The organism is Granulicella aggregans, from assembly GCF_025685565.1.
In the GTDB taxonomy this organism is placed as follows: Bacteria; Acidobacteriota; Terriglobia; order Terriglobales; family Acidobacteriaceae; genus Edaphobacter; species Edaphobacter aggregans_B.
Genome location: NZ_JAGSYE010000003.1, coordinates 951,505 through 973,495, shown reverse-complemented (window position 1 = coordinate 973,495; position 21,991 = coordinate 951,505). Strand labels below are relative to the sequence as shown.

Genomic DNA, 21,991 nt, shown 5'->3' with positions numbered 1-21,991 from the left:
CAGTCGTCATGAAACATGGCGGCGATGTCTGCACGTCATGAAGACGGAGGCCGGGTCTTTGTATCCGCGACTTGTCCGGGGGGACGGTTCAACTCTTTTGCCCCGCCTCGCTCGCGGTCGTTGATCGCCTTCAATTCAAGCAGGACTGATCGTGCCTTATCGGTCTCCCCGAGCCTGCGATATCCGACCGCAAGATGCGCACAGGCTGCTTTGGAATTGGGATCGATCTTCCGCGCCAATTCGAACTGCTCAACGGCCTCTTGAACCTCTTCCTGGCGCAGGTACAGGCTTCCCAGCGAGACGTGCGGTTCAACAAGCTTCGGATTGATCTGCGTAGACTTTTGCAGTCTTGTTTGCGCTTCGAGAAAGGCCGGCTCTCCGGGTTGGGTTCCGCCTCGCACAAGGGCTTCCGCGAGCAGGTAATTGAGGTTTGCGTCGTCGGGATGCTCCTGTAAGCGCCGACGGAGTACCGGCACTGCTTCTGCAGCCTTACCCGTTTCGAGATAGGTGACGCCAAGGCCGATGTAACCCGTCTCGCTCTCCGGTGAGAGATCCGCTGACAGTTGAAAGTCCCTCTCCGCGGCTTCATAGTGGTCCTGCATCGCGTTCAGGATGCCGCGCTCAAAGACCAGGCGTGCGGACTTGGGATGTCTGCCCAGGCCGACTGAAATCACCTTCTCAGCCGCTTGAAAGTCCTGGTGGTCGAGGCAGATTGTCGCAAAATTCAGGTAGTTGTCGTCGTCGTCCGGGCTCATTGCAATGGCCCTGCGAAGCGCGTCCACCGCTCTTTGCGTTTGGTGATCGCCTTCGTAGGCCTCGGCGATCGCACTGTCGAGCTCCGGGGTCTCGTGTCCCTGATCGATCAATTTCTGAAGGACTCCGATCGCTTCGGAGTCTTGCTTCAACGACAGGTAGCAGATACCGGCATCATAGGCGATGTCCGTATCTCGCGGGGACAATGTTTGTGCTTGCAAGAGGAAGGATAGGGCCTTCGCGCAGAGGTCAGCTTTGGCAAGCTCCACGCCAACCACCAAGGCGGACGAACCGTTCAGGGCCTCCGGTTGAACGGCTTCGAGATCCTTGAGCGCCTTCTCCTGTTCGCCAGTCTTGAATTCGCTGACGGCGAAGTTGGCGACCATGTTCGGGTCGCGCGCGATCAGGGTTCCCCCTTTGCGGAAGTGGTCCGCCGCCGCCCTGAACTCGCCCTTCTCATAAAGGATCTCGGCGAGGTACAGATTGACGATTGGATCGTCGGGCGATTGCTGCAGTGCGGTCTGGAGATGCTGTTCCGCGGCGCTGGTTCTTCCGAGAGAGGTCTCCTCGATCGCAAGGTTCTTGAGGGCAGGCGTGAAGTTCGGGGCAGTCTTCAGAGCAGCTTCGAAATACCCTATCGCATGATCCGCGTCGCCCTTGCCGGCAAAGGCGACGCCGGCAAGGTTAAGTATCTTCGTGTTCGATGGATCGCTCTTTAGGAGGGGCTGCAACGCGGCGATCCCAGCATCCCATTGGTGACGGTGGATCAGTTCTTCCGCGCGGGCATACTGAACGGCCGGGTTCGGGGCCTGCGAAAGCACCTCCGTCGCGGTCGCAAGGAGGGAGACCGAACAAGCGAGCTGTAGGATGAGAAGCCAGCGAGGCATCGTCGCGATCCTGCGGAGAGGTCAAAGCTGCCAAGATTTTTCATCAAATCAGTCTTGACAGCTTTAGGTAACATCGTAGCACTCTCCATACACATGGGGCGTGCCACTCTCATTTTCCGAGGGTTTACCCCAGCGTCCTTGACGATGCCCTTACAACTAAGTCGAAGTTGAGAAGGATGTCTCGCGCGGGCAGTTCGGGATGGGCGACCCGCTCATGCATGGCCAGGAGCGCGGAGTAACCTATCTTCGCGCACGGCTGATGAATGCTGGTCAGCGGAACCTGGAGCAGGGCTGCATATTTGACGTCATCCACGCCTGTTATCCGAATGTCGTCGGGGATTTGAACGCCCAGACCGGTCAACACCGTCATCAGGAGGGCTGCGGTGTAGTCATTGGCGCAGACGATGGCGTCAGGCTGGAGGGAATGCAGCATCTGCTGGACGGAGCTGACGTCGATCGGGTCAGCGAGAACGATCTGTGGCTCAGCGGTCACCGTATTGGACTCGCGAATGGCTTCCGCGTACCCCAGACTTCGCATTCTCACAGTAGGCGCAGAGTCCGGTCGACCGAAGAAAATGATCCTTTTCGCGCCATTCTCCAGAAGGTGCTCCGTAACCACGCGCCCTGCTCGCCGGTTATCGATTCCGACGAGGTCATACCTGCTTCGCGCTGGGTATTCGCAGATATCGCGATCCAGCAGGACGACGGGGATCGAGGCATCGTCAAAAGCCTGGACGATCCTCTGGTTCACAAGGTCTTTGCCCTCTGAAAGTTCAAGGGGTGCAAAGAAAATTCCTGAGAGATCCCGGTTGAGATAGTACTCGCAGAGCCGTTCGGCTTGAATCTCCTTGGGGGCATCATGCTCAAAGAGGGGGCCCCAGATGAGATCATGGTGCACTCCCACTCGTGCCCGTGATATTCCCTGGCAGATTGGCTCAAAGACCTCCGTGACGCCCAGTTCCGGGATGAGCAGCCCAAAGGCAAGCCGCTTCTGCTGAATCTGCGGACTCGCGAAAGTGCCTGATCCGGCCCGGCGCTGGATCAGGCCTTCCGACTCTAGTTGCGCGAGCGCACGACCGACAGTTGGCCGACTGGCGGAGAATTGCTCGACCAGTTCGTTTTCACTCGGAAGCTTGGACCCGGGAAGATAGGTTCCGTGCACGAGGGACTGCTGAAGTATGTCGTAGATCTGCTTATACTTAGCACCTTGTCTTGACGATCCCTTCTCCGCCGAATCGGTGACAGGGAGTTCAGCTTTCTTTCGTATCATTCTCGCCGTTGCTCGCCCGTTAAGAAGTGAAAGCCTTTTTCACACTATACGGGGTCAGGTACAAAGTCCGCTCCCAGCTTCTCGCAGAACTTCGTCTCGAAAAGTTGTATTTACATTTGCGCACACTATTACTGTCATATTTCACGAAAAAGATTGACAGGTGTCTTTGCATTTGGCTAGAGTCTTCCTCGCATAACCAAACCACAACGACATGCAAGTGAAAGATCTTTTCTGGGAGAGTCATCATGATGCGACTATTCGCTCGGACAACGAGTTTGCTCTTCACCGTGACCGTCCTGGTCCTGTTGGGATCGACCCTCGCGTATGGGCAATTCAGCAGCGCTATCGAAGGGACCGTGACCGACAACACAGGCGCGGTTGTTCCTGGGGCGAAGGTGCTCCTAACCAATGAAGCGACAGGAGTCGTGAACCCGGGCGTGTCGAACTCGGCGGGGTTTTATCGTTTTTCGGCTCTGGGCACGGGACTGTACCGAGTGACGGCGTCGCTAACCGGCTTCGCTTCGGTGACGGTCGAGCACATCAATCTGACGGCGGGCGCGGTTCGCGACGCATCCATTCAACTGCCCGCGGCGAGCGTGACGACCGAGGTGCAGGTAAATGCTGCTCCCTCTGCGGTCGAGACCGACGAGGCCACGATCTCTTCGGTGACGACTGCGCTTGAAGTGGCGGAGCTTCCGATTGAGTCGAGAAACATCTATGGTGTTACGAACCAGACGCCCGGCGTGACCGGAACCGGACTGATGGGCTCGAACGCCGCAAACACTGACATCTTCTTCGCGACGACGACCCCCGCGATTGTCGCCAATGGAGCCCCGAACCACAGCAACACCTATCTGCTGGATGGCGTATCGCTTGATGACTCGCCTTCAGGCGGCGATGCGAAGCTGGTCCCAAATCCCGATTCGGTGCAGGAGGTCGTGGTATCGACCACCAACTACTCGGCTGAGTTCGGCAAAGCCGCCAGCCTCGTCACCCAGATCACCAGCAAGGGTGGAACCAACAAGTTCCACGGAAGCGGCTTCGAGCAGTACCAGGCGAGCGACCTGACGGCGCGCACCTACTTCCAGAACTCGAAGGACATCAACGGAAACTACATCACTCCGTATCACCGCAACGAGTTCGGCGGTTCCTTCGGCGGGCCGGTGCGCAAGGATAAGACGTTCCTCTTCGGCAGCTACGACCAGGTGATCTCGTCGACCAGTTCCGCTGGCGTCGTGCAGGTCGAAGACCCTGCCCTCGTGAAGTACCTGCAGACGAACTTCCCGAACAATCTTTCGACGCAGTTGCTGACTAAGTACACTCCGACGGTATCGTCCACGCCGAATTCGGTGCAGACGGTCGGCCAGGTGGCACAGAGCCAAGGCGCTTCACCGGATTGCAAGACGACGGACGATCCAAGCCAGCTTGGGCCGCTGGGCATTCCCTGCTCGCTTCCGGCGATCGACCTCGTCAACGGAACCACGGTCTCGATTCATAACGGCTATCAGTTCAATGTGCGCGGCGACCAGAGCTTCCGGGAATCAAAGGACCGTGTCTACGCCAACTTCTATAAGACGCATCTTCTGGGGCCGTTCGTGACCAGCGTCCGCAGCGGTTTCGACGTCAACTTCCCGCAGGATGCGTACTTTGCCGCGATCAACTACACGCACGCTTTCTCCCCGTCGATCCTGAACGAGACCGCGTACGGATACACCCGGACCTCGGTCGACATTCCCTGCAACCTGTGCCAACTACTTCCCGCAAACGTGAACGGAATCGTCGGCTTCGGCGACGGCTTCGCTCCGGTCGGATTTGCTCAGAACGACTTCCACTGGCGCGAGATGCTCTCCGTCATTCGCGGCAAGCACTCGATCAAGACGGGCTTCGAGTTCTTCCACAACCAGGACTACGCTCCCTTCACCGTTCCCGACAACCGCGGACAGGCGTGGGGTTTTGACACACTCTTCGACTTTGCCGCGGACAAGGCGGACAACTACGGAGGAATCTCCTTCGATCCCAAGACGGGTGGAGTCGCCAACAACAATCGCTACTTCCTGGACAGCACCTACGGCGCCTATGTGCAGGACGACTGGAAGGCTACCCCGGACCTGACGCTGAATCTGGGTGTCCGTTGGGATGCCACCTCGAATCCGTCCGAGGCGCGCGGCACACTCTCCACGTTGACCCTGGGCTCGGGGACGACCTTGCTGCAGCAGATCGAGGGAACCTCCGTCGGACTCAACCCCGATCCCTCGAAGCGCCGTCCCTTTATCGACCATAAGAAGACCTACTTCGCTCCGCGCTTCGGCTTCGCCTACCGCCCGTTGGGCTTGAAGAACTGGTCTGTACGCGGAGGAGCCGGTATCTTCTTCGATCGCGGCGGCAACACCAACTGGAGCGACACGGAGACGGGGAACCCGCCGATCGACGCGAACTTCAATGCGAGCGTCCATACTCCGGGGTCGCCGCAGCCGCCAACATTCGCGCTCTGCCAGTCTGCCGTCTTCCCGTACAACTGCCCGCTGCCGGCAGGTCTGACGACGACGCTGCCTCCGTTGAACCCGCGCGGCGGATACGGCGACTTCAACAACATCGGCGGACCGGACCCGCACCTGAAGATGGCCTATGTGGAGACGATGTTCCTCGGCGTGCAGCACTCCTTCAAGTCGAACTGGTTCGCTGAGGCGGACTATGTACACTCAGCCTCCAAGCACGAGTACTCGATCACGAACGTCAACCGCGTCGACGGCATTAACAACATCGTCGCGAACGGCGACGGCAGCTTTACCGAGACGCTCGGACCGCGGCCCAATCCGTACTTCGCGGGCATCAACTACACCTCCAATGCCGGGGGATCGAACTATAACGGCTTCACCGGTGTCATCCGCAAGGACTTCAGCAAGGGATACACCTTCCAGGTGGCCTACACCGTGCAGAAGACCATCGACCTGATCAGCACGGTGCCAGGTCAGCAGAAGGGCTCTGAGAACTCGGTGGTCATCGACGCTTACAACGTTGCGGCCCAGCGCGGCCTCTCCAGCCAGGACACACCGAAGCAGCTCTCCTTCCATGGTCTCTGGGATATTCCAGCACCTGCCGTAGAGAACCGTTTCTTGAAGGGGGCGGCAAAGGGGTGGCAGGTTAGCGCGCTGGGCACCTTGCTCTCCGGCTTCCCGGCTACTGTGTTCACAAGCAAGCCGCAGGATGACTTCAACCTGGATGGCCAGAACTACGACCTGCCGAACGTGCCTTCGTTTGGTCCAACCCTGAAGGGGCTGAGCCGCTCGAAGTTCATCAATGGCGTCTTCAAGACGAGCGACTTTCCATTGCCCGTCAACCCGGATGGAACCCCAACCGGCGTTGAAGGAAGCCTTGGGCGCAATACCTACCGCGGCCCGGGATTCGCGCAGACCGACGCCGCGATCTCCAAGGACACCGCCATTCCGTTCTTCTTCGGCGAACCGGGCAGACTGCAGTTCCGGCTCGATGTCTACAACCTGTTCAACCGCGTCAACGTTCAGGGCTGGGACACCAATCTTGCGGATGGCGGGGTTGACTCTACTGGCACCCCCTTTGGAAACTTTGGCAAAATAACCGGAACGGCCCAGGCTAGAACGCTGCAGCTGAGCACCAAATTCACTTTCTAGTTAGGGTCCCCCGAAAGCTTCCCACTGTTAACTAAGTCTTAGCCGCCCTATAACGATCCTTATAGGGCGGCTGGAGTTGGGTCCAGCCCCATCAACCTCGCAAATGCTGATATCAAATCCGCTTGACTAAGGATCTTTGGCCTGAATGACTGAATCTACCGACGCTCCGCTTGATCGACGGCAATTCCTAATTTCCAGCGTGGCAGCCTTGCTCGCATTGAGACAATCCAACGGACAAGTCAGCGCAAGTCGTAGTGTCGAAGAAAATGGCACGATTGCGCTTGACCCAGAGAGGCCCCAGTTTCACTTGCTTCCAGCAAAAAACTGGATGAACGACCCGAATGGCCCCATCTATTTTGATGGTCATTATCATCTGTTCTTTCAGTACAATCCTGAGGCCCCGGTCTGGGGCAACATGAGCTGGAATCATGCAATCTCGACTGACATGCTGCACTGGACGCATCTTCCAGTAGCCATGACTCCGACCCCGGGGGGGCCAGATGAATTCGGCGTCTTCTCTGGATCGACCTTTAAGGTCGGACGCCGTGTTTATGCGGTATACACCGCAACAAGGAAGAGCACTCCCGAGCACGCGACGATCAAAGACGGTGGGCCGCCAATCCAGGAGTCTCAGTGTCTTGCGTGGTCAGATGACAAGGACTTGCGAACGTGGCATAAACAATCCTCCCCGATTGTCGCCACCCCTCCGACCGAGATGAAAATTACCGGCTTCCGCGATCCCTCGATCTGGAAGCAGGGCAACACGTATTACATGACGGTCGGCTCTGGAGTGGCGAAGGAAGGTGGATGCGTTCTTCTGTACCGCTCTAACGATCTAAACCGTTGGGAATATTTGCACAAACTTGTCGAAGGCAAATGGAACGGTAAGCCCACTCCAAATCCATGCGACGACGGAGAGATGTGGGAGTGTCCAGATTTCTTTGCGCTGGATGGTAAACACGTACTCATCTACTCCACATTGGGCAAGGTCTTTTGGCAATCCGGCATGTTTGACGACGCCAAATTGAAATTCACACCAGAGAAGACAGGGGTCCTGGACCTGGGTGCCTTCTATGCCCCGAAAACGAACGTTGACAAAAATGGGCGACGAATCTTGTGGGGGTGGATCCCGGAACGCCGCAGCGAAGATGCAATGCGGAAAGCGGGCTGGTCCGGCATGATGAGCCTTCCCCGCGTAATGACTTTAGATCGAGAGGGCATGCTTCAGCTTTCGATCTTACCCGAGACTAAGACGCTACGGTCCGCCAGTATCCCAAAGACGTCGGGAAAAGACGGAAGCCGGCTTCTGCTGACCGCATGTAATGGCGAACTACTGTGCGCGGGGCTTGCCAAAGAGTTCTTCAGCCTTACCATTGGCTTTGTCAGCAATGAAATCCTGGTTGTTCAGTATCTGCCGGATCGTCAAGCGATGCTGATCGATGAAACGGAATTTCCTTTACGGGCTGGAGATTCACCCTCAGTCCATGCCTTTGTCGACGCCTCTGTGATCGAGCTTGTTCTGATGGGACGAGTCGGCTACACGAAGCGCTTCTACTGCAATCAGACGCAAGCGCCCGATCTCGCCGTGCGGATAGTTGGCAAAGGAACTCGCGTGGAAGCATGGGCCATCAGCCCCATTTCACACAATCGGCTGACTACGCCAGCAGTCACCTGATCAGACCGCGAGTCTCAAAGCAAAGCACGACTATCGCCAGACCAACGGGAGACGCAGTGAACAAGTATCTAATGAGGGCTGCCATCGTTGGGGCTTTAGGTGGACTACTCTTTGGTTTTGACACAGCAGTTATCGCTGGAACCACTCAGCAGCTGGCCGAGGTCTTTCAACTTACTCCGACAACGCTGGGTCTCACTGTCTTCATCGGACTGTTCGGCACGGTCATCGGTGCGATGACCTCTGGAGTTCTAGGCCAGAAGATTGGCGGACGTGAAGCTTTACGCATTATGGCAATCCTGTACACGGTCTCGGCAATCGGCTGCGCGATAAGTTGGAACTGGCCCGTGCTCATGGCGGCTAGATTCGTCGGCGGCATCGGAATAGGCGGCTCTTCCGTCCTCGGGCCGGTTTACATTGCTGAGCTAGCACCAGCGAAGTCGCGTGGGCGAATGGTAGGACTATTCCAGACGAATGTCGTCTTAGGAATTCTCCTGGCCTACCTGTCGAACTTCTTGATTACGACGTTGCATCTGGGACTAGCTCAATGGAGATGGGAATTCGGGGTGGCAGTGGCTCCGTCCATAGCATTCTTAGTGATGCTCTACGGAATTCCTCGGAGCTCCAGATGGCTTGTTACGACACATCAGACTGACGAGGCAAGACAGGTACTAGAACTGATGGGCTCTCCCAACTCGCAGGCTGAGTTGCAGGAAATCATCGATTCCGTGCACTTCGAGCGCGGCGCAAAACAAGAGTCGCTTTTTAGCGGTCGCTATAATCGCCCGATCTTCTTGGCAGTTTCAGTCGGATTGTTCAACCAATTGTCTGGAATCAACGCCATTCTCTACTATTCCAATTACATCTTCGCTTCCGCGGGTTTCAGTTCGACTTCAGCCGCCCTCCAGACCGTGGGGGTCGGACTCGTGAACCTCGTGGCAACTTTCTTAGGGATGAGTTTGATTGACAAGCTAGGCCGGAAGACCTTGCTGCTCGTGGGTGCCGTCGGAATGGCGCTCGCTTTGGCGGGCGTTTCAGCAGTGTTCTATACCCATACCCACCAAAACCTGCTCGTCTGGCTACTCGTGCTCTTTATCGTCTTCTTTGCGATCTCTCAGGGTTCGGTGATCTGGGTCTACATCGCGGAGATCTTTCCGTCGCGTGTTCGTTCGAAGGGACAAAGCGTAGGATCGTCGGCGCATTGGATCATGAACGCAATCATCGCCGGAGTGTTTCCCTACATTGCCGCGCGCTCCCAAGGAGCCCCGTTTACATTCTTTTCAGTGATGATGCTGATTCAGTTCCTCATCGTCCTCTTCGCGTATCCAGAGACAAAAGGAAGCTCTCTCGAAGCAATACAAGTACAACTCGGCATTCACTAGCTCCCCGAGATTGTTCTATCTAGGAGTTTAGGAGCGGAAGATGCGGTTTCCACCACCAGTAGAGACGTCGCCGACCATTGTGGAATAACAATACCGGTGAGCGGGCCCGCGACGACCTCCGTAATGGCCTGATGGCGGAGATCATGGAAGCGAAAGCCAGCAAAGGGACTCTTGAGCTTCGCGATGCTGGCACCGCACTCGGAACACGTCTCACCGGTATTCCGCAGCACTCCGCAACCGGCGCAATGAATCGCCCGCGTCAGCCGTCGCCATGCTGTGCGCCAACCCTTGATGTTGCGTGTAGGGTCGAAATGCGCCGTCTCGCAGGCGGGGAAGAGGAAGTTCGCACCGCGCGCCTATGAGCGCCGGTAGAGCTCGAGAATCACGGCCCAGGCATCGGCGTTGAGCGGGATCACCCGCTCCCCGGCCTCCGTCTTGCTCTTTCTCACTGCGAGCGACCGCCCGATCGTGTCGACGTCGCGCCAGCGCAGCTCTTTGATCTCGCACCCGCGCATGGTCGTGTTGAGCGCTAGACGCGCCGCGCACGCGACGGTCCGCCACTCAGGGCGCGTTCCGGCCCCGTGAAGGAGGTTGACCTTCTCTTCGTAGGTCAGCGCTCGCCGGATGTTCTGGAGTGGGGTCAGCGGGTGAATCTCCTCCGAGAAGTGGTGCCGGCGCTTCGCCCGCTCGAGGACTCCCCGGATGATGTCCAGTTCCCGGTTGATGTTGGCGTTCGATCGGCCGGCCGTCTTCCGGTCTCGGATGTATGACGGCCCAGCCGTCATGCGCCACACTGCCACCTTGCCCAGGACCTTGTTGATGGGCTTCACCCTCTCCCGCTCCGTCTGGATGCTTCAGGGTGCGAGGTGCGGGATGCGATCCCCAAGGAAGCGCTCGGCGGTCTCAAAAAATGGAAGCCACGAGAAGTCGTTTTTTGGTGGCAGCCACCGGATCACCACGAAAGCCTCGACGGCTGCGCTGCACTCCACAGGTAAACGATTGGTCAGAGCAGTGGGCTACCAGCTCACTCATGTCAGTCTTCGCGTTCTGAATGGTGCAAATGATCGGGAAGACCAATGCCAAGCAAATTTTGTACCAAATAGAGCGTAGACACGCCTGAACAATTGGGTGGGATAGAGAGGAGAATTCGATGCAGTTTACGCTTTGTCGCGATTGCGCTCGATGCGGCTGGTTCCGCGAAAACAAGTGATGCGCGGCAGGAGGTAATCAACCAACAATAACCTGACTTTGCGACCGATGGGGCATTGGGCACGGCGTTCGAGTCTCTCCGCCCCGCCAATGAAACCAATAAATCAACATGAAAACGCGGAGGAGTCTTGGGTTGCCGCGGGATATGCTTCCCTGTGGGTGATGGATGGGAGGATTGAGTTGGTCTCCTGGACTCAATTGGGCTCACCAATCTCTGCCCTCGCCAACCTTGTTTATTATCGATAGCCCAAGAAAATCTGTCGCGAATCAACACCTCGGGCCTGAATTCTTACGGCGTTGTAGCGGGACCGATGGGGGAACAAACGCCCTTCGCAAAACAGCCCGCCTAGGATTGCCCCCTCTCTCGAAGCAAGCCGATGGCGTCCTCCAATTCAGCCGCGTTCGGCAACTCCAGCTCCTGAATCTGCTTTTGCCGGTTAGCCCAACGTTTTTCCATCACCAGGCCCGCGCCCTGAGTAACGGGTTTGACTTCGCCCAGCAGTTGCAGCGTCGTCATCATGCGGGTAAGGGCTGCGATCAGGTGATTTGAGAAGACTGGCAAAAGATCCGCTATTGTCGAGAATCGAGCGAAAACAAGGCGACTTTTGAAGTCCTCGATTAGTTTTAACAGGGGCTCGTCGATGTTGTCGCTGTTCTTCAGGTAGATCAATTTTTCGCGGTAAGGATTCTCACAGGCAGCCAAGTACTCGAGGTGGGTTGGTTCGCTGTAGATTGCGCCAAATAAACCTACGTAAATGGGACACGTACGCACGTCGTTCAGGTAAACCTGCTTGATGCTGCTTCCGCTAGGAAACCACTCCTCTGCCAGCACCGGCTCAAGCACGGGGATGTCTCGGATCATGTGCGCCATAACGAGCCGTTCCGTCGTGAACTCTGTCTGCTTGCTGCTCAGAAACACGCGAATCTTCGAAGGCATCTCTAAAACCTCAATTTCTTCGGCTCACCGTACAGTTGAAATCCGGCCCAGTCAAACGGCTCGCGCGGTCTTCCGCCAGCGCCCTTCATCATTCCCAGCGTAGCTACCTGCAAAGCGCAGTCAGTCGTATTGCCTGGCAAAGCAGAGTAGAACTTCTCGACAAACTCCGTCGCGCAGTCCTCCGTCACCTGCCACAGAGAGGCCGCCACAGACCCGGCACCCGCCCGCCAAAGCACTTCCGGCAGACTAAGTACCCAGCGTCCCGGAAACAAGAAGTTGTCGGCTCCCCAGCACGAAATCAGCGTAGCATGATGCAAGTCGGTGAGATCGAGCCGGTACATTTGATCCAATCCCACAATTTCGGTCTTCCCAGGTGCCGTCACAATCTGCCATCCTGTGGTCTCGGGATGGTTCTGCGTATATTCACCGTGACATGAAATGTGGAAGCAGGTCGCTTGCTGTAAGCCATTCAGTAAGGCTGTTGGATTCGCTTCCTCGTCGAACAAGGGCTCCGTTCTGACTCCCCTACCCAGGAACCATTTTGCGACCCATTTGATCTGCGGCCCGGTAGCCAAAAGCGGTGGCGAACCCGAGGTCATGCCGACGAGAAAGGGTGCCGCGCTGACCGATCTCTTGCGTACGACCCGCCTTGGGAAAGGCTGAAATCCGATCGTCAGTGCGAAACGTTCGATAAGGTATTCCCCATCAACCTTCAGGGTCGCAAACGGAAAACCGTGGAGTACATCGTCCGGCAGAATAGAGATACGCTTCACCCGCGGTGACACTTCGGCTAGAACGCTCTCTAACTGAAGCTCCTGCGCAAGATGGCGTGCGATTTGTGCCGCTTCGTCGGGGCGACTCTCAGCCACTGTTTCGTGCCATCGGCGAACCAGCTCCCGCAACCGCAGCCGCGCTGTTCGAACGACCCAAGAGCGCAGCCGGCCGAAGGAGACTGTGACGATGAGAACGCTGTCGGGAAGCACGATGAACGCCAGCGTAGCGCGATCCGAGCCCAGAGCAAATAACCGGCGCCACAAGGGTACTGGCGTGTGTGTCCTTGGGGCTCCTGCACCCTGCAGGCGGTTTCTGGCGATCTCTTCCCGCTGCCAATAAGCATCGTCGAGAATGGCGTTGAGGAGTCGCATGTTTTCGTAGGCCGCCCATACTCCGGACACAGGCATCTGAAGCTTTCTGATCTTGCGCGCCAGAGCTTCCTCCTGCTGGGTTGGCTTATTTAGCATGAAGATAATGCCATCCTCGATCGAAAGCGTTCCTGAAAGCTTGGCCAGGAGCTCCTCGTTTCGAGTGGTGAGCGACTCCCGCTCCGCTTCCCGTCCCAATCGTCCGAGGCACATTGCCAGCAATTGCTGCGTTCGCCACTGATCGCCCTTCATATCCAGTTCGCAATACGCGGCTGCTGTCTCTTGCAACATCGGAAGCGCGAGGTCGACGGCGCCATCGAAATACAGATACGTCGCCCTTGCGGCGGTCAGCGCAAGTTCGATCAACCGCGAGTCGCTGCCTTCGAATGCCCGCAACCGCTCCAGGCTCCGTGCTGCCAGCACCTTGTTTCCAGAGCTCAGGCAGTACTGAAACTGCAACAGACGGAGTTGAAAATCAGCGAAAGATAGGCCACCGCTCTCAATCTTGAATAGCGCCTCTACCGTCTCCGTCCCAACGACGTCTTCTTCTGCTCCGATTTGCCAGGAGCTCACCGAGCCCGCCAGGGGCGAATCGCGCTGCGCCCTTGCATCCGCGACCAACCTTAACCGCGCTGCGTCGACCGCAATATTCGAAAGTCCCGTCAGACGCGCCTCCGTTTCGACGATGGCCAGCACGCGCTTAGCCTCGATGGTCTTATTCAGTACGATCAACAACTGAGCCAGGTTGAGGTGAGCCTTCAGCGCCGGCTCTTTGAAGCCGCAACTGAGGCAAAGCTGCCAGACGCGAACCAGTTGATCCTGCGCGCTGCCGAACTCGCCCCGAAGAATGGCTAGTTGCGCCGACAGTTCAAACCAGCGGATTAGCGACTCAATATGCCGCGGCTGGTCAAGTTCGCCGCGCAGCAGCTTGATCCGGGCAGTCGCCGCGTTCAGGTCTCCCCGTTCGACCAGAGCTCGCCCCAGCGCCAGTTCAAGCGGCAGCCGCGCACTCTGTGCGGACAAAGGAGAGCTCTTCCCGGCGTGTCCGAGACCGCACTCCAGGGCTTGAGCTGCCTCCGTGTAAAGTCCCAGCGCAAGACATAAACGCCCCATTTGGAGATATAAGTTTGCAAAGAATGTCTCGCGCTCCTGCTGATCGATGCTCGAGCGGTAGCTAGCCTCAAAGGCTTGCTGGCCGGCGCGGTCAAAGGAGATGCCGTCCATATCGCCGAGCACTGGATCGATGCCGCGCAGCAACTCGCGAGCCCGCAACACGGCATTGCTGCCAAAGGCCAGGTGAACCCGCTTTAGAGTGATGTAGTCAAACCAGTACCGGCTGCCTAGCCGGAGGTAGCCCTGCGCCGCAGTGTCAAAAAGCGCGTCGGCCTGCCTCGCTAGACCGAAAGGGAGACTCAACTCCGCGATCCGTTCAAGCACCGTCAGGTCTGCGGCCGTCAGGCGGTCGCTGCTGCCAAGCGATGCCCAGCGCCGCTCAAAGACCTCGCAGTAGGTCGTAAGAGAGGTACGGAAATCACCTGCGCGGAGTTGATCCTCAGCAATCTGGACCTCGGCTTCCAGCCTTTCGATCGTGTCGATCATGGACACTCAACCGGAGTTTCGCGGGGTAACGAGATAGGGATCTCCCTGACACGCATCGGATGTGGGATCTCCATTGCAGTTGTTGTTTCCCACTGCCTGAACGGTCCGATATATTCCCGAAGGTCCCTGCGTTCTGCCGACTCGCAGCCAGCGGTGCCCATCCGCCGTCTCGATCTCCCTGGGTTGGAAATGTCCGAGGTCCCAACGCGGCAGGCGTACTGTCTCTCCCAGTTCGCGCGCGGCTGAGGGATCAAAAATCATCCTCACCTGCGTTGCGGGGTCGAGATTTGCAAGGGTTCCATTGTCAAGAACGTAAAAGGGCGCGCCACTGTCAACCGGACCGGTGGATGCGACCGGCGGAGTAGACATCGATTCGCTCAGCCGGACGTGGAAGTCAACGAAGCCGTTGCGAATATCGGGAATGATCTCGCCCCTGATCCCGTGAGCCAGTTGCACGCGACGCATATCGTACATCGCGGCCATGCGTTCAAGGTTGACGCGGTCGATATCCGCAAGAGGTCTCCCAAGTAGTGTGTTTATGGTGTCGAAGATTCCGTCATTCACCGGGCCTGGTGAGCGCAACGCCTCACGAATCTCGGAGACTGCCACATCGGGTCTTTCGTGCACGTCGGCTATTCCGAGGCGAGCGACCGTGTCGGGCGAACGACCCTTGAGCGTCTCAAAACCGTCCAGCTTCTGCTTCGCAAGATTGAAATTGCCTTCCGCCAGCGCATGGTCGGCGTCAGCTAACGCAGTGCGACCGAACTCGTCCATCTGCGTCTTCGCCGCAAAAGGATCTTTCAGAATGTCATTCAAGACTTGATCTGGCCTGTTTTGCTCGAGCGCGTGTGCAATCTTCTGGTTCGGATTCGCTGCATCCTCGATCGCCGCCATGAAGGCGCTGCCGTCTTGTTGCAACGCCTCGGGCAGGTCAGCCTTGAGGACATAGATGCTGCCGTCCGAAGCGGAGCGCGCCTCGGTCATGACTCCGTTTATCTCCATGCGAACGGTTGTTGCATTCGCAGGGGGGCCACGATTGGTCAGCCGGACCATCGCTCCCGGCTGTCCCCCGGCACCAGGATCGATGTGCACGAAATTTGTACCTCGCATCTCTACGGATAAAGCGTTGCGATCCAGCATGGCAATGTTGATGACCGGCGAATCCGACTCCATAGCGGCTGCGCGAGCATCCCAGCCATCCTGCAGCGACACGCTCGGCTGGCTCTCCGGCGCATACTTTGCCCAATGATCTCCGCCGCGCAACTTCACGACATAGCAGTGGTCACAGTCGAGCGCCATCACATACTCCACGTCGCTGCGGCCCGCCAGCACCAATCTCGGGTCGCTATTTTGGCGCAGTACCGTGCTGATCTCCTCTGCCACGCCGTGCGCCTGGTCCAGCTCCATCTCCCGGAACCGCACCTTGATCAGGTTGCCCTTCGATGACGTCTCAAAGCGTCCAAAAGATGTCTCGCCCAGCTTGACCTCGATCTTCATGTCGCCACCGGACTTCGCCGTCGTGCGCCCGATGCTCTGGTTGCGAACCTCCGAATCCGCCTCTCGAAACTTCGCGGCGTCACGCGCCTTAGAGACGACACCGGTCTCGTTGAATTCATAGCTTGTTTTGTCGAGTGTTTCCAGCACCTTCGCGTCGCTGCTAAATTCCTTGTAGTTCAACCCGCTACGCAGCACGCCTTCTTCGTTGGAGGCGATATTCCGCGGCAGCGCCGCACGCTCGACGAAGAGGTCGTCTTTTGCCAGCGAGACCCCGCCCTTCAGACTGTGCATCGTGCCAAATGAGTAGAAATCTCTTGACACTAGAAGTGGCAGCGACTCCGTTCTAATCCCTTCCGGAACAGATTTGAAGAATCCTACGTTGTCCCAGTCCGTGTACTTCAACTGTGGATTCCTTTGGATCCAGTTGGGGAACCAGTTCGTGTGATCGACTTTATAATCGCCCAGGAAACCTAACTGGGATTCATTGTTCTTCTGCTCCAGCAACGCCAGCGCCAGACTCCACTTCATTATCTGGTTCAGCCTCTCGTACTCTGGCTCCAACCTTGCCACATCGTCATAGTGGTTGTTCCACCAGCCCAGGAACTGCGCGCTTTCAGCGTTTGGCTCGCTTTCTTTACCAGGTGTAAATTCGCTCGCAGAGGCCGCATAGATGCGCGTAGCCGTCCGCCCAATGAACACCTCGTCACCGGCGTTTTGGAATCCTCGGTCTTGCGTGCCAAACCAAAGCCGCGTGTTACTAAATCGCATAATTTCTTCTTCGTAGATCGGGCTCAGACGTACCTTGGTCAGCGGCCTAAAATCTTCAACCGGTTCGCCTTTCCAGTATTCAATCGCCTTTAGCTTTGCCAACAGGTCCGTGTAGAAGAGCGTCATCCCGACTTGTGTGCCCTGCAGTGCCCCATCGTAGCGCGCGGCCTGGAAACGGTACGGCTCGATCATATCGCGCAGCTTATCGGCGGCTCTTTCTCCTCCCCCCTCTGGACGCGTACGGACTTGCTCCAGATACTCGTACATGGCATCGCTGCTGCGCTTGCGCAACCCGGCCTGCACCTTCTTCATGTCGGAAGGCGTTCCTCCGCCGATCGCCAATATCTCCGCTTCATGACCAAAGAAGAGCGCCTGTAGCTTCGAGTAGTCAAAGGTCGGGTCGAGAGAGAACCCGCTTCCCTCGACCCGGCGCTCTGGCGGCAGCCGCTGCGACAGCTTCGCATACTCGGCGTCATATTCAGCGTCCAGCCGTGCCTTCTCCGACTCGGTCCGGTAGGTCATCGACTCCCACTTTGACTTGAAGGCTGCTACCTCTGCACGGGCCTCTTTCAGTTCCTTTGCTGACTGCCAAAGTGCGGCCACATCATCTTCTGTAATGGGTTTTGAAAGCTTCCCGAGATGTCGACCGCCCAGTGTCAAATAACCCTCATTCATCGATACATAGGTCAGGTCGTCCGTGGTTTTCAGAAAGTCGATGAAGTCTTGCTCGTTACTCACCCGCGCGTGGTGATAGCCTGCTGCTTCCGTGAACAGGGACGCACCATCCACATCATCCAAACGCTTGAACCGTGCGCCATTCGCGTCTGGATCCAGGTGATATTCGAAAACCATTAGAGTTTTCGGAATATTGCCGGTGTTCTTGCGCTGCTCATCCGCTATCTGTGCCAGATCGAGTGCGCGGCTGGGGCTATCCGCCGCCGGTACCAAGGCGATCACACGTCCGCGGCTTAGCGAACGCGAGCGCGTAAGCCCGTACTCAAAGGAAGCGATCGGCTGCAAATAACCGACCCGCGCGGGCGGCATATCGAATGTGGCTTGGTCAATCTCGGGCGTGCTCAACCCTGACTGTGACAACACAGACAGCAAGATCCAGTCCAATGCCTGGTCCCGGCGTTCGCGGGAGGTGAACCGCTGCAGCGACGTATTCGCCCAGTCGAAGTCCACATTCCGCTCGTGCCCGATCGCAAACTGCGCAAACGGGGTCGACGTCGTGGCGTCATCGACCTCATTCCAATTGCTCACAATGCGAATTGTATAAATGCCGCAGAAAACGATGACGATACCGCTGGCGATCCAAAGAATGCGTTTCATAGGGTGCCTCCCTGGCTTTGCCATTTCGCTGAGATTTCGCGATAGCGCTGAACGTGATCGAGAGCGGTGCCGTCCGGTTTGCCTGGCAACGTGGCAAACCAGCGGGTCAGAGAGGAAGCCAGCGCCTCGCGAGCCTCCGCGTTGCGCGGGTCAACGGGCGAGGGTGATGTCGAGAAGAAGCGTTCACAAGCCTCTACCCGCCCCAGATCGTCGCCCGACTCGGTCGTCCGGCGAATCTCCGCCCACGCCTGGTCACGCCGGTACCCCTCGAATCCATGCCAGCTTCCCAGGACGATAGCTGTCAGTAGCAGCATGAGCGCCAGCGCTCCGACTGCCTTCAGTCCCGGATTGCGCCGACTGAACACCCAGTACCCGAAGGGTTCGCTGCCCTTGTTCTTCGGCACAGGAGTCACTCGCAGCACGGGCACAGGTGCAGGTATCGGAGGCGGGATTGGAACCCCACCGTCCAAAGGCGCAACAAATTCTTGCACTTTTGCGGGGTCAATCGATGCTAAATCCTCATCGCCACGCGCAACCGAATCCCAAAGCGGTCCAAACGACGCTCCGTCCGCAGTTTTGGCTCGCACACTTGAGATCGCCTGCAGCAGCTTTTGCGCTTTTTCGTCCCAGTTTGCCTCAGGAACCGGCAGCCCAACCCGTCGCCAAAACGCTCGTAGCTGTGCGCTCTCCCAGGCCTTTGCGAGCTTCGCCACTTGGGCCGATTTGGCGAATTCCTCGGCAGGCCCGACCCCGAGCTTTGCTTGCTCCCTCACCCGCACACCACTCTCTGTTAATGACATGCGGCTGTTCTTGCGCAGCATCGCCTCCTGCTGCGCCGCCTGCATCTGGGTCTGCTCGATGCGGGTCCGGATCGCTGCTATATCTTCTGTGAAGTCCAGTCCCGGCCAGTACGCCCGGGCCTTATAAATCTCCGTCATCGCTACTGCCACAAGGTCGCCATTCGCCAATCTGACAGCGCGGATGTGGTGGAGCTGCGACGCAAAGTCATAGGCTGCCAGACACTCGGGCTTGTCCGCGACGAGTTTGTCCAGCATCTGTGCGTAGTCAGCCAGGACGGATGCATCTCTGCGACAGCTGCTATCGTCCTCTCCCTTCGACATCTTTGATAGAGCCTGTCCGAAATACACACCTGCTAGCAACTCTACGAACCGCGATTCCTCCGGGAACATTCGAACTAGTTCCGTCGCTGCCGTCGTCGCAGTCACCCAGTCCCCAGCCTCCTTCGCTGCGAATGCCTTATCCTCCATTGCTGGTGCCAAGAGGTCGCATCGCGTGCTCTGCGATGCATCCGAAATCTCAACATATCGCGTAATCTGCGCCAAGTGAGCATTTCGACGGCCAAAAGCAGCGCGCTGGACTTCGGCCCCTGTGTCGGGCAGCGTCACATACCCGTTGTAAAACCCGCAGTGCATGTCAATAAATAGCTCCTGGATGGCTATCAGGCGCATAGCTGCCGGAGTCATCGGCGCGTCTGGCTGCCCTGTCACCTGAGCGGCCAAAAAAGCCCAGGAAGGGTGTGCCGGTGCCGCTCTCCTAACCTGATTGACAACTTCCTCGAAGTAGAAGTCCGCCGCAATCCAGTTGCCGGCGCGTTCGGCAGCGATCCCCGCGCGCTGCAGGATCAACACCCGCGACCACCAGCTAGCGGCGTCGAGCCGAATGCCGATTAGCCTCTGCCAATTTGTCAGCGCGTGCTGCTGAAGGTGCGCAACCACACCTGCATTGCTATCACCGACAAGCGTGGATCCGTTCCAGTAGTCGTCTATGCCCCTGAATAGACTTTTCTCATAGTCGCGGCGGCCGATTGTTCGCATTGATCGCTCCTCAGAATTGCAAGGGCCCAATTCGTGAAGACAATGGCAACAACATAAAGACGCCACAGTTTGTATCGTGCCGCCAGCGGTTCGACGCGAACACAGAAAAGATGATGGTACTTGGGCGACAACTTTATCCCGGTCCCAGTTTTTTTTCAACTAGAAAATCAAGAAATAGTAACCCTCATAACTCTTCCTCATTGCGCAGCGATCGACGGGCTGTGTGCGGCGTCGAGGCGAAGAGACTGTACCGCGCAGCTTGCGTCGTTGTTTGTGTAGTGACCGTGTCGTCAATCCCAGCATTCCTGAGTGTCGATGGGAGACACTCAGAGACGCTCGGCCGGGTATATCTACTTGAAAATGCTTGGCGCAAGGATTACTCGGTGTCGTCCCGTATCTCTCCTTCTAAGATCATTCCCTGAATTCTCGTGAGGGAGTGTCTCTGATCTAATGGGTGTGTTCAAAGAGGGAGAGCATGCAGAGTGAGTATCGAAAGCTTCGTGTGGGACTGGTTGGGCTTGGCTTGGAGGCGTACTGGTCGCAGTTTGAAGGACTTGAGGCGCGTCTACTGGGCTATCTTCACGAGGCCGCAGATATGGTTGCTGCCGAGTCGCGCGAGATCGTGAACCTTGGGCTGGTCGACACTCCGGAGGTTGCGCTCGATGCCGCCCACCGATGCCGCCGCGAGGACATCGACATCCTGCTCGTCTACGTTACGACCTACGCGCTGTCGTCCACAGTGTTGCCTGTTATCAAGAGGGCCAAGGTGCCCGTGATCCTTTTGAATCTTCAGCCTGAAGCGGCGATCGATTACGAGCGGTTCAACGCCATGGAAGATCGTACCGCGATGACGGGCGATTGGCTGGCTTATTGCAGTGCCTGCCCGGTGCCGGAGATCGCGAATGTGCTCCGCCGCCTGGATATTCCCTTTCATCAGATCACCGGCATGCTTCGCAACGATCCGCCCTGTTGGATGGAGTTGGAGGAGTGGCTGCGCGCGGCTGAAGTCGTTCACGCGCTCGCACACAGCCGCCTTGGCCTGATGGGCCACTACTACGGTGGGATGTTGGACATTGCCACGGATCTTGTCCAGGTGAGCGGCAGGTTTAATCTGCACATCGAGATTCTTGAAGTGGACGAGCTTACAGCCAGGCGAAGGGAAGTGAGCGAATCCTCTCTCGAAGGAAAGCTTGCGGAGTTCCGCGAGTTCTTCTCGGTCGGAGAGGATTGCAGCGACGTCGAACTGGCCCGGGCGGCGCGAACCTCCGTCGCGCTGGACGCGCTGGTGCGGGATAAAGATCTCGACCTAATGGCCTACTACTACAAGGGGAGTGGTGTTGCGGAAAATTATAAGATGATGAGCTCCATCATTCTTGGAACATCGATGCTCACTGGGCGTGGAGTCCCCGTAGCGGGCGAGTACGAGGTCAAGAATGTGATCGCCATGAAGATCATGGACCTGCTTGGCTGTGGAGGTTCGTTCACGGAGTACTACGCGATGGACTTCAACGAGGATCTTGTGCTGATGGGGCATGATGGCCCCGGCCACATCGGAGTGGCAGAAGGGAAGATCAAAGTCCGTCCGCTGACTGTCTATCATGGCAAGGTGGGCGCAGGGCTATCGGTGGAGATGTCCGTCAAGCACGGACCAGTGACGCTGCTCTCCGTCGTAGAGGACAAGAGCTGCGGCTTTATGCTGCTGATGGCGGAGGGAGAGAGCGTCCCGGGACCGATCCTGCAGATTGGCAACACAAATAGTCGATACAGGTTTCCGCTAGGCGCGCGCGGATTTGCGGAGACGTGGAACTCGCATGGTCCCGCTCACCATTGCGCGATAGGTCTTGGCCATCAAGCCAGCCAGATCAGAAAGATCGCTGCGCTTCTGGGTCTCACGGCACTTCAAATCTGCTAGAAGTCCCGGATACAGGAAGAGGGTGTGGTGGGCAGTGAGGGACTCGAACCCCCGACATCCTGCTTGTAAGGCAGGCGCTCTAACCAGCTGAGCTAACCGCCCGTTACCGGGACTCTTTCAAGTGTATGGGAGGGCGCGAAGAGACGCAA

The 21,991-nt window shown here is 57.5% G+C and carries 11 protein-coding genes and 1 tRNA gene; 4 read left to right on the top strand and 8 right to left on the bottom strand.

What is annotated here, in order from left to right:
- Positions 1 to 35: 35 nt before the first annotated feature.
- Together OHL18_RS19320 and OHL18_RS19315 are read right to left on the bottom strand one after the other, a co-directional pair.
- Positions 36 to 1,640, bottom strand: a complete 1,605-nt coding sequence (locus OHL18_RS19320) for a tetratricopeptide repeat protein (protein ID WP_263376508.1) — start codon at positions 1,638 to 1,640, stop codon at positions 36 to 38.
- A gap of 124 nt (positions 1,641 to 1,764) precedes the next feature.
- Positions 1,765 to 2,910, bottom strand: coding sequence for a GntR family transcriptional regulator (locus OHL18_RS19315; protein WP_263376507.1), 1,146 nt, complete (start codon positions 2,908 to 2,910; stop codon positions 1,765 to 1,767).
- 245 nt (positions 2,911 to 3,155) lie between these two features.
- On the opposite strand from OHL18_RS19315, the gene OHL18_RS19310 reads away from it, so the two are divergent.
- From OHL18_RS19310 to OHL18_RS19300, 3 genes are all read left to right on the top strand, one after another.
- Complete coding sequence (locus OHL18_RS19310; RefSeq protein WP_263376506.1) at positions 3,156 to 6,557, top strand: TonB-dependent receptor; 3,402 nt, start codon at positions 3,156 to 3,158, stop codon at positions 6,555 to 6,557.
- A gap of 145 nt (positions 6,558 to 6,702) precedes the next feature.
- Entirely contained in the window at positions 6,703 to 8,232 is a 1,530-nt protein-coding gene (locus OHL18_RS19305; RefSeq protein ID WP_263376505.1) for a glycoside hydrolase family 32 protein, read from the top strand.
- Complete coding sequence (locus OHL18_RS19300; protein WP_263376504.1) at positions 8,178 to 9,611, top strand: sugar porter family MFS transporter; 1,434 nt, start codon at positions 8,178 to 8,180, stop codon at positions 9,609 to 9,611. Before OHL18_RS19305 ends, OHL18_RS19300 begins: the two co-directional genes overlap by 55 nt.
- A gap of 356 nt (positions 9,612 to 9,967) precedes the next feature.
- On the opposite strand, the gene OHL18_RS19295 is transcribed toward OHL18_RS19300, so the two are convergent.
- The 5 genes from OHL18_RS19295 to OHL18_RS19275 form a co-directional block, all read right to left on the bottom strand.
- Positions 9,968 to 10,441, bottom strand: coding sequence for a tyrosine-type recombinase/integrase (locus tag OHL18_RS19295; protein ID WP_263376503.1), 474 nt, complete (start codon positions 10,439 to 10,441; stop codon positions 9,968 to 9,970).
- Between the two features lie 725 nt (positions 10,442 to 11,166).
- Positions 11,167 to 11,757, bottom strand: coding sequence for a DUF4062 domain-containing protein (locus OHL18_RS19290; RefSeq protein WP_263376502.1), 591 nt, complete (start codon positions 11,755 to 11,757; stop codon positions 11,167 to 11,169).
- Between the two features lie 2 nt (positions 11,758 to 11,759).
- Positions 11,760 to 14,498: a CHAT domain-containing protein gene (locus OHL18_RS19285; protein WP_263376501.1), complete on the bottom strand. Its 2,739-nt coding sequence runs from the start codon at positions 14,496 to 14,498 to the stop codon at positions 11,760 to 11,762.
- 6 nt (positions 14,499 to 14,504) lie between these two features.
- Entirely contained in the window at positions 14,505 to 18,095 is a 3,591-nt protein-coding gene (locus tag OHL18_RS19280) for a hypothetical protein (RefSeq protein WP_263376500.1), read from the bottom strand.
- Positions 18,092 to 19,930 (bottom strand): hypothetical protein, encoded by a 1,839-nt coding sequence (locus OHL18_RS19275; RefSeq protein WP_263376499.1) that lies wholly within the window; start codon positions 19,928 to 19,930, stop codon positions 18,092 to 18,094. Before OHL18_RS19275 ends, OHL18_RS19280 begins: the two co-directional genes overlap by 4 nt.
- Positions 19,931 to 20,405: 475 nt before the next feature.
- On the opposite strand from OHL18_RS19275, the gene OHL18_RS19270 reads away from it, so the two are divergent.
- Positions 20,406 to 21,842 carry an arabinose isomerase gene (locus OHL18_RS19270; RefSeq protein ID WP_263376498.1) on the top strand — a complete coding sequence of 479 codons (1,437 nt, stop codon included), beginning with the start codon at positions 20,406 to 20,408 and terminating at the stop codon, positions 21,840 to 21,842.
- Positions 21,843 to 21,867: 25 nt separating this feature from the next.
- Here the strand turns inward: OHL18_RS19270 and OHL18_RS19265 are convergent.
- Positions 21,868 to 21,944 (bottom strand) — tRNA-Val (locus tag OHL18_RS19265).
- Positions 21,945 to 21,991 lie beyond the last annotated feature (47 nt).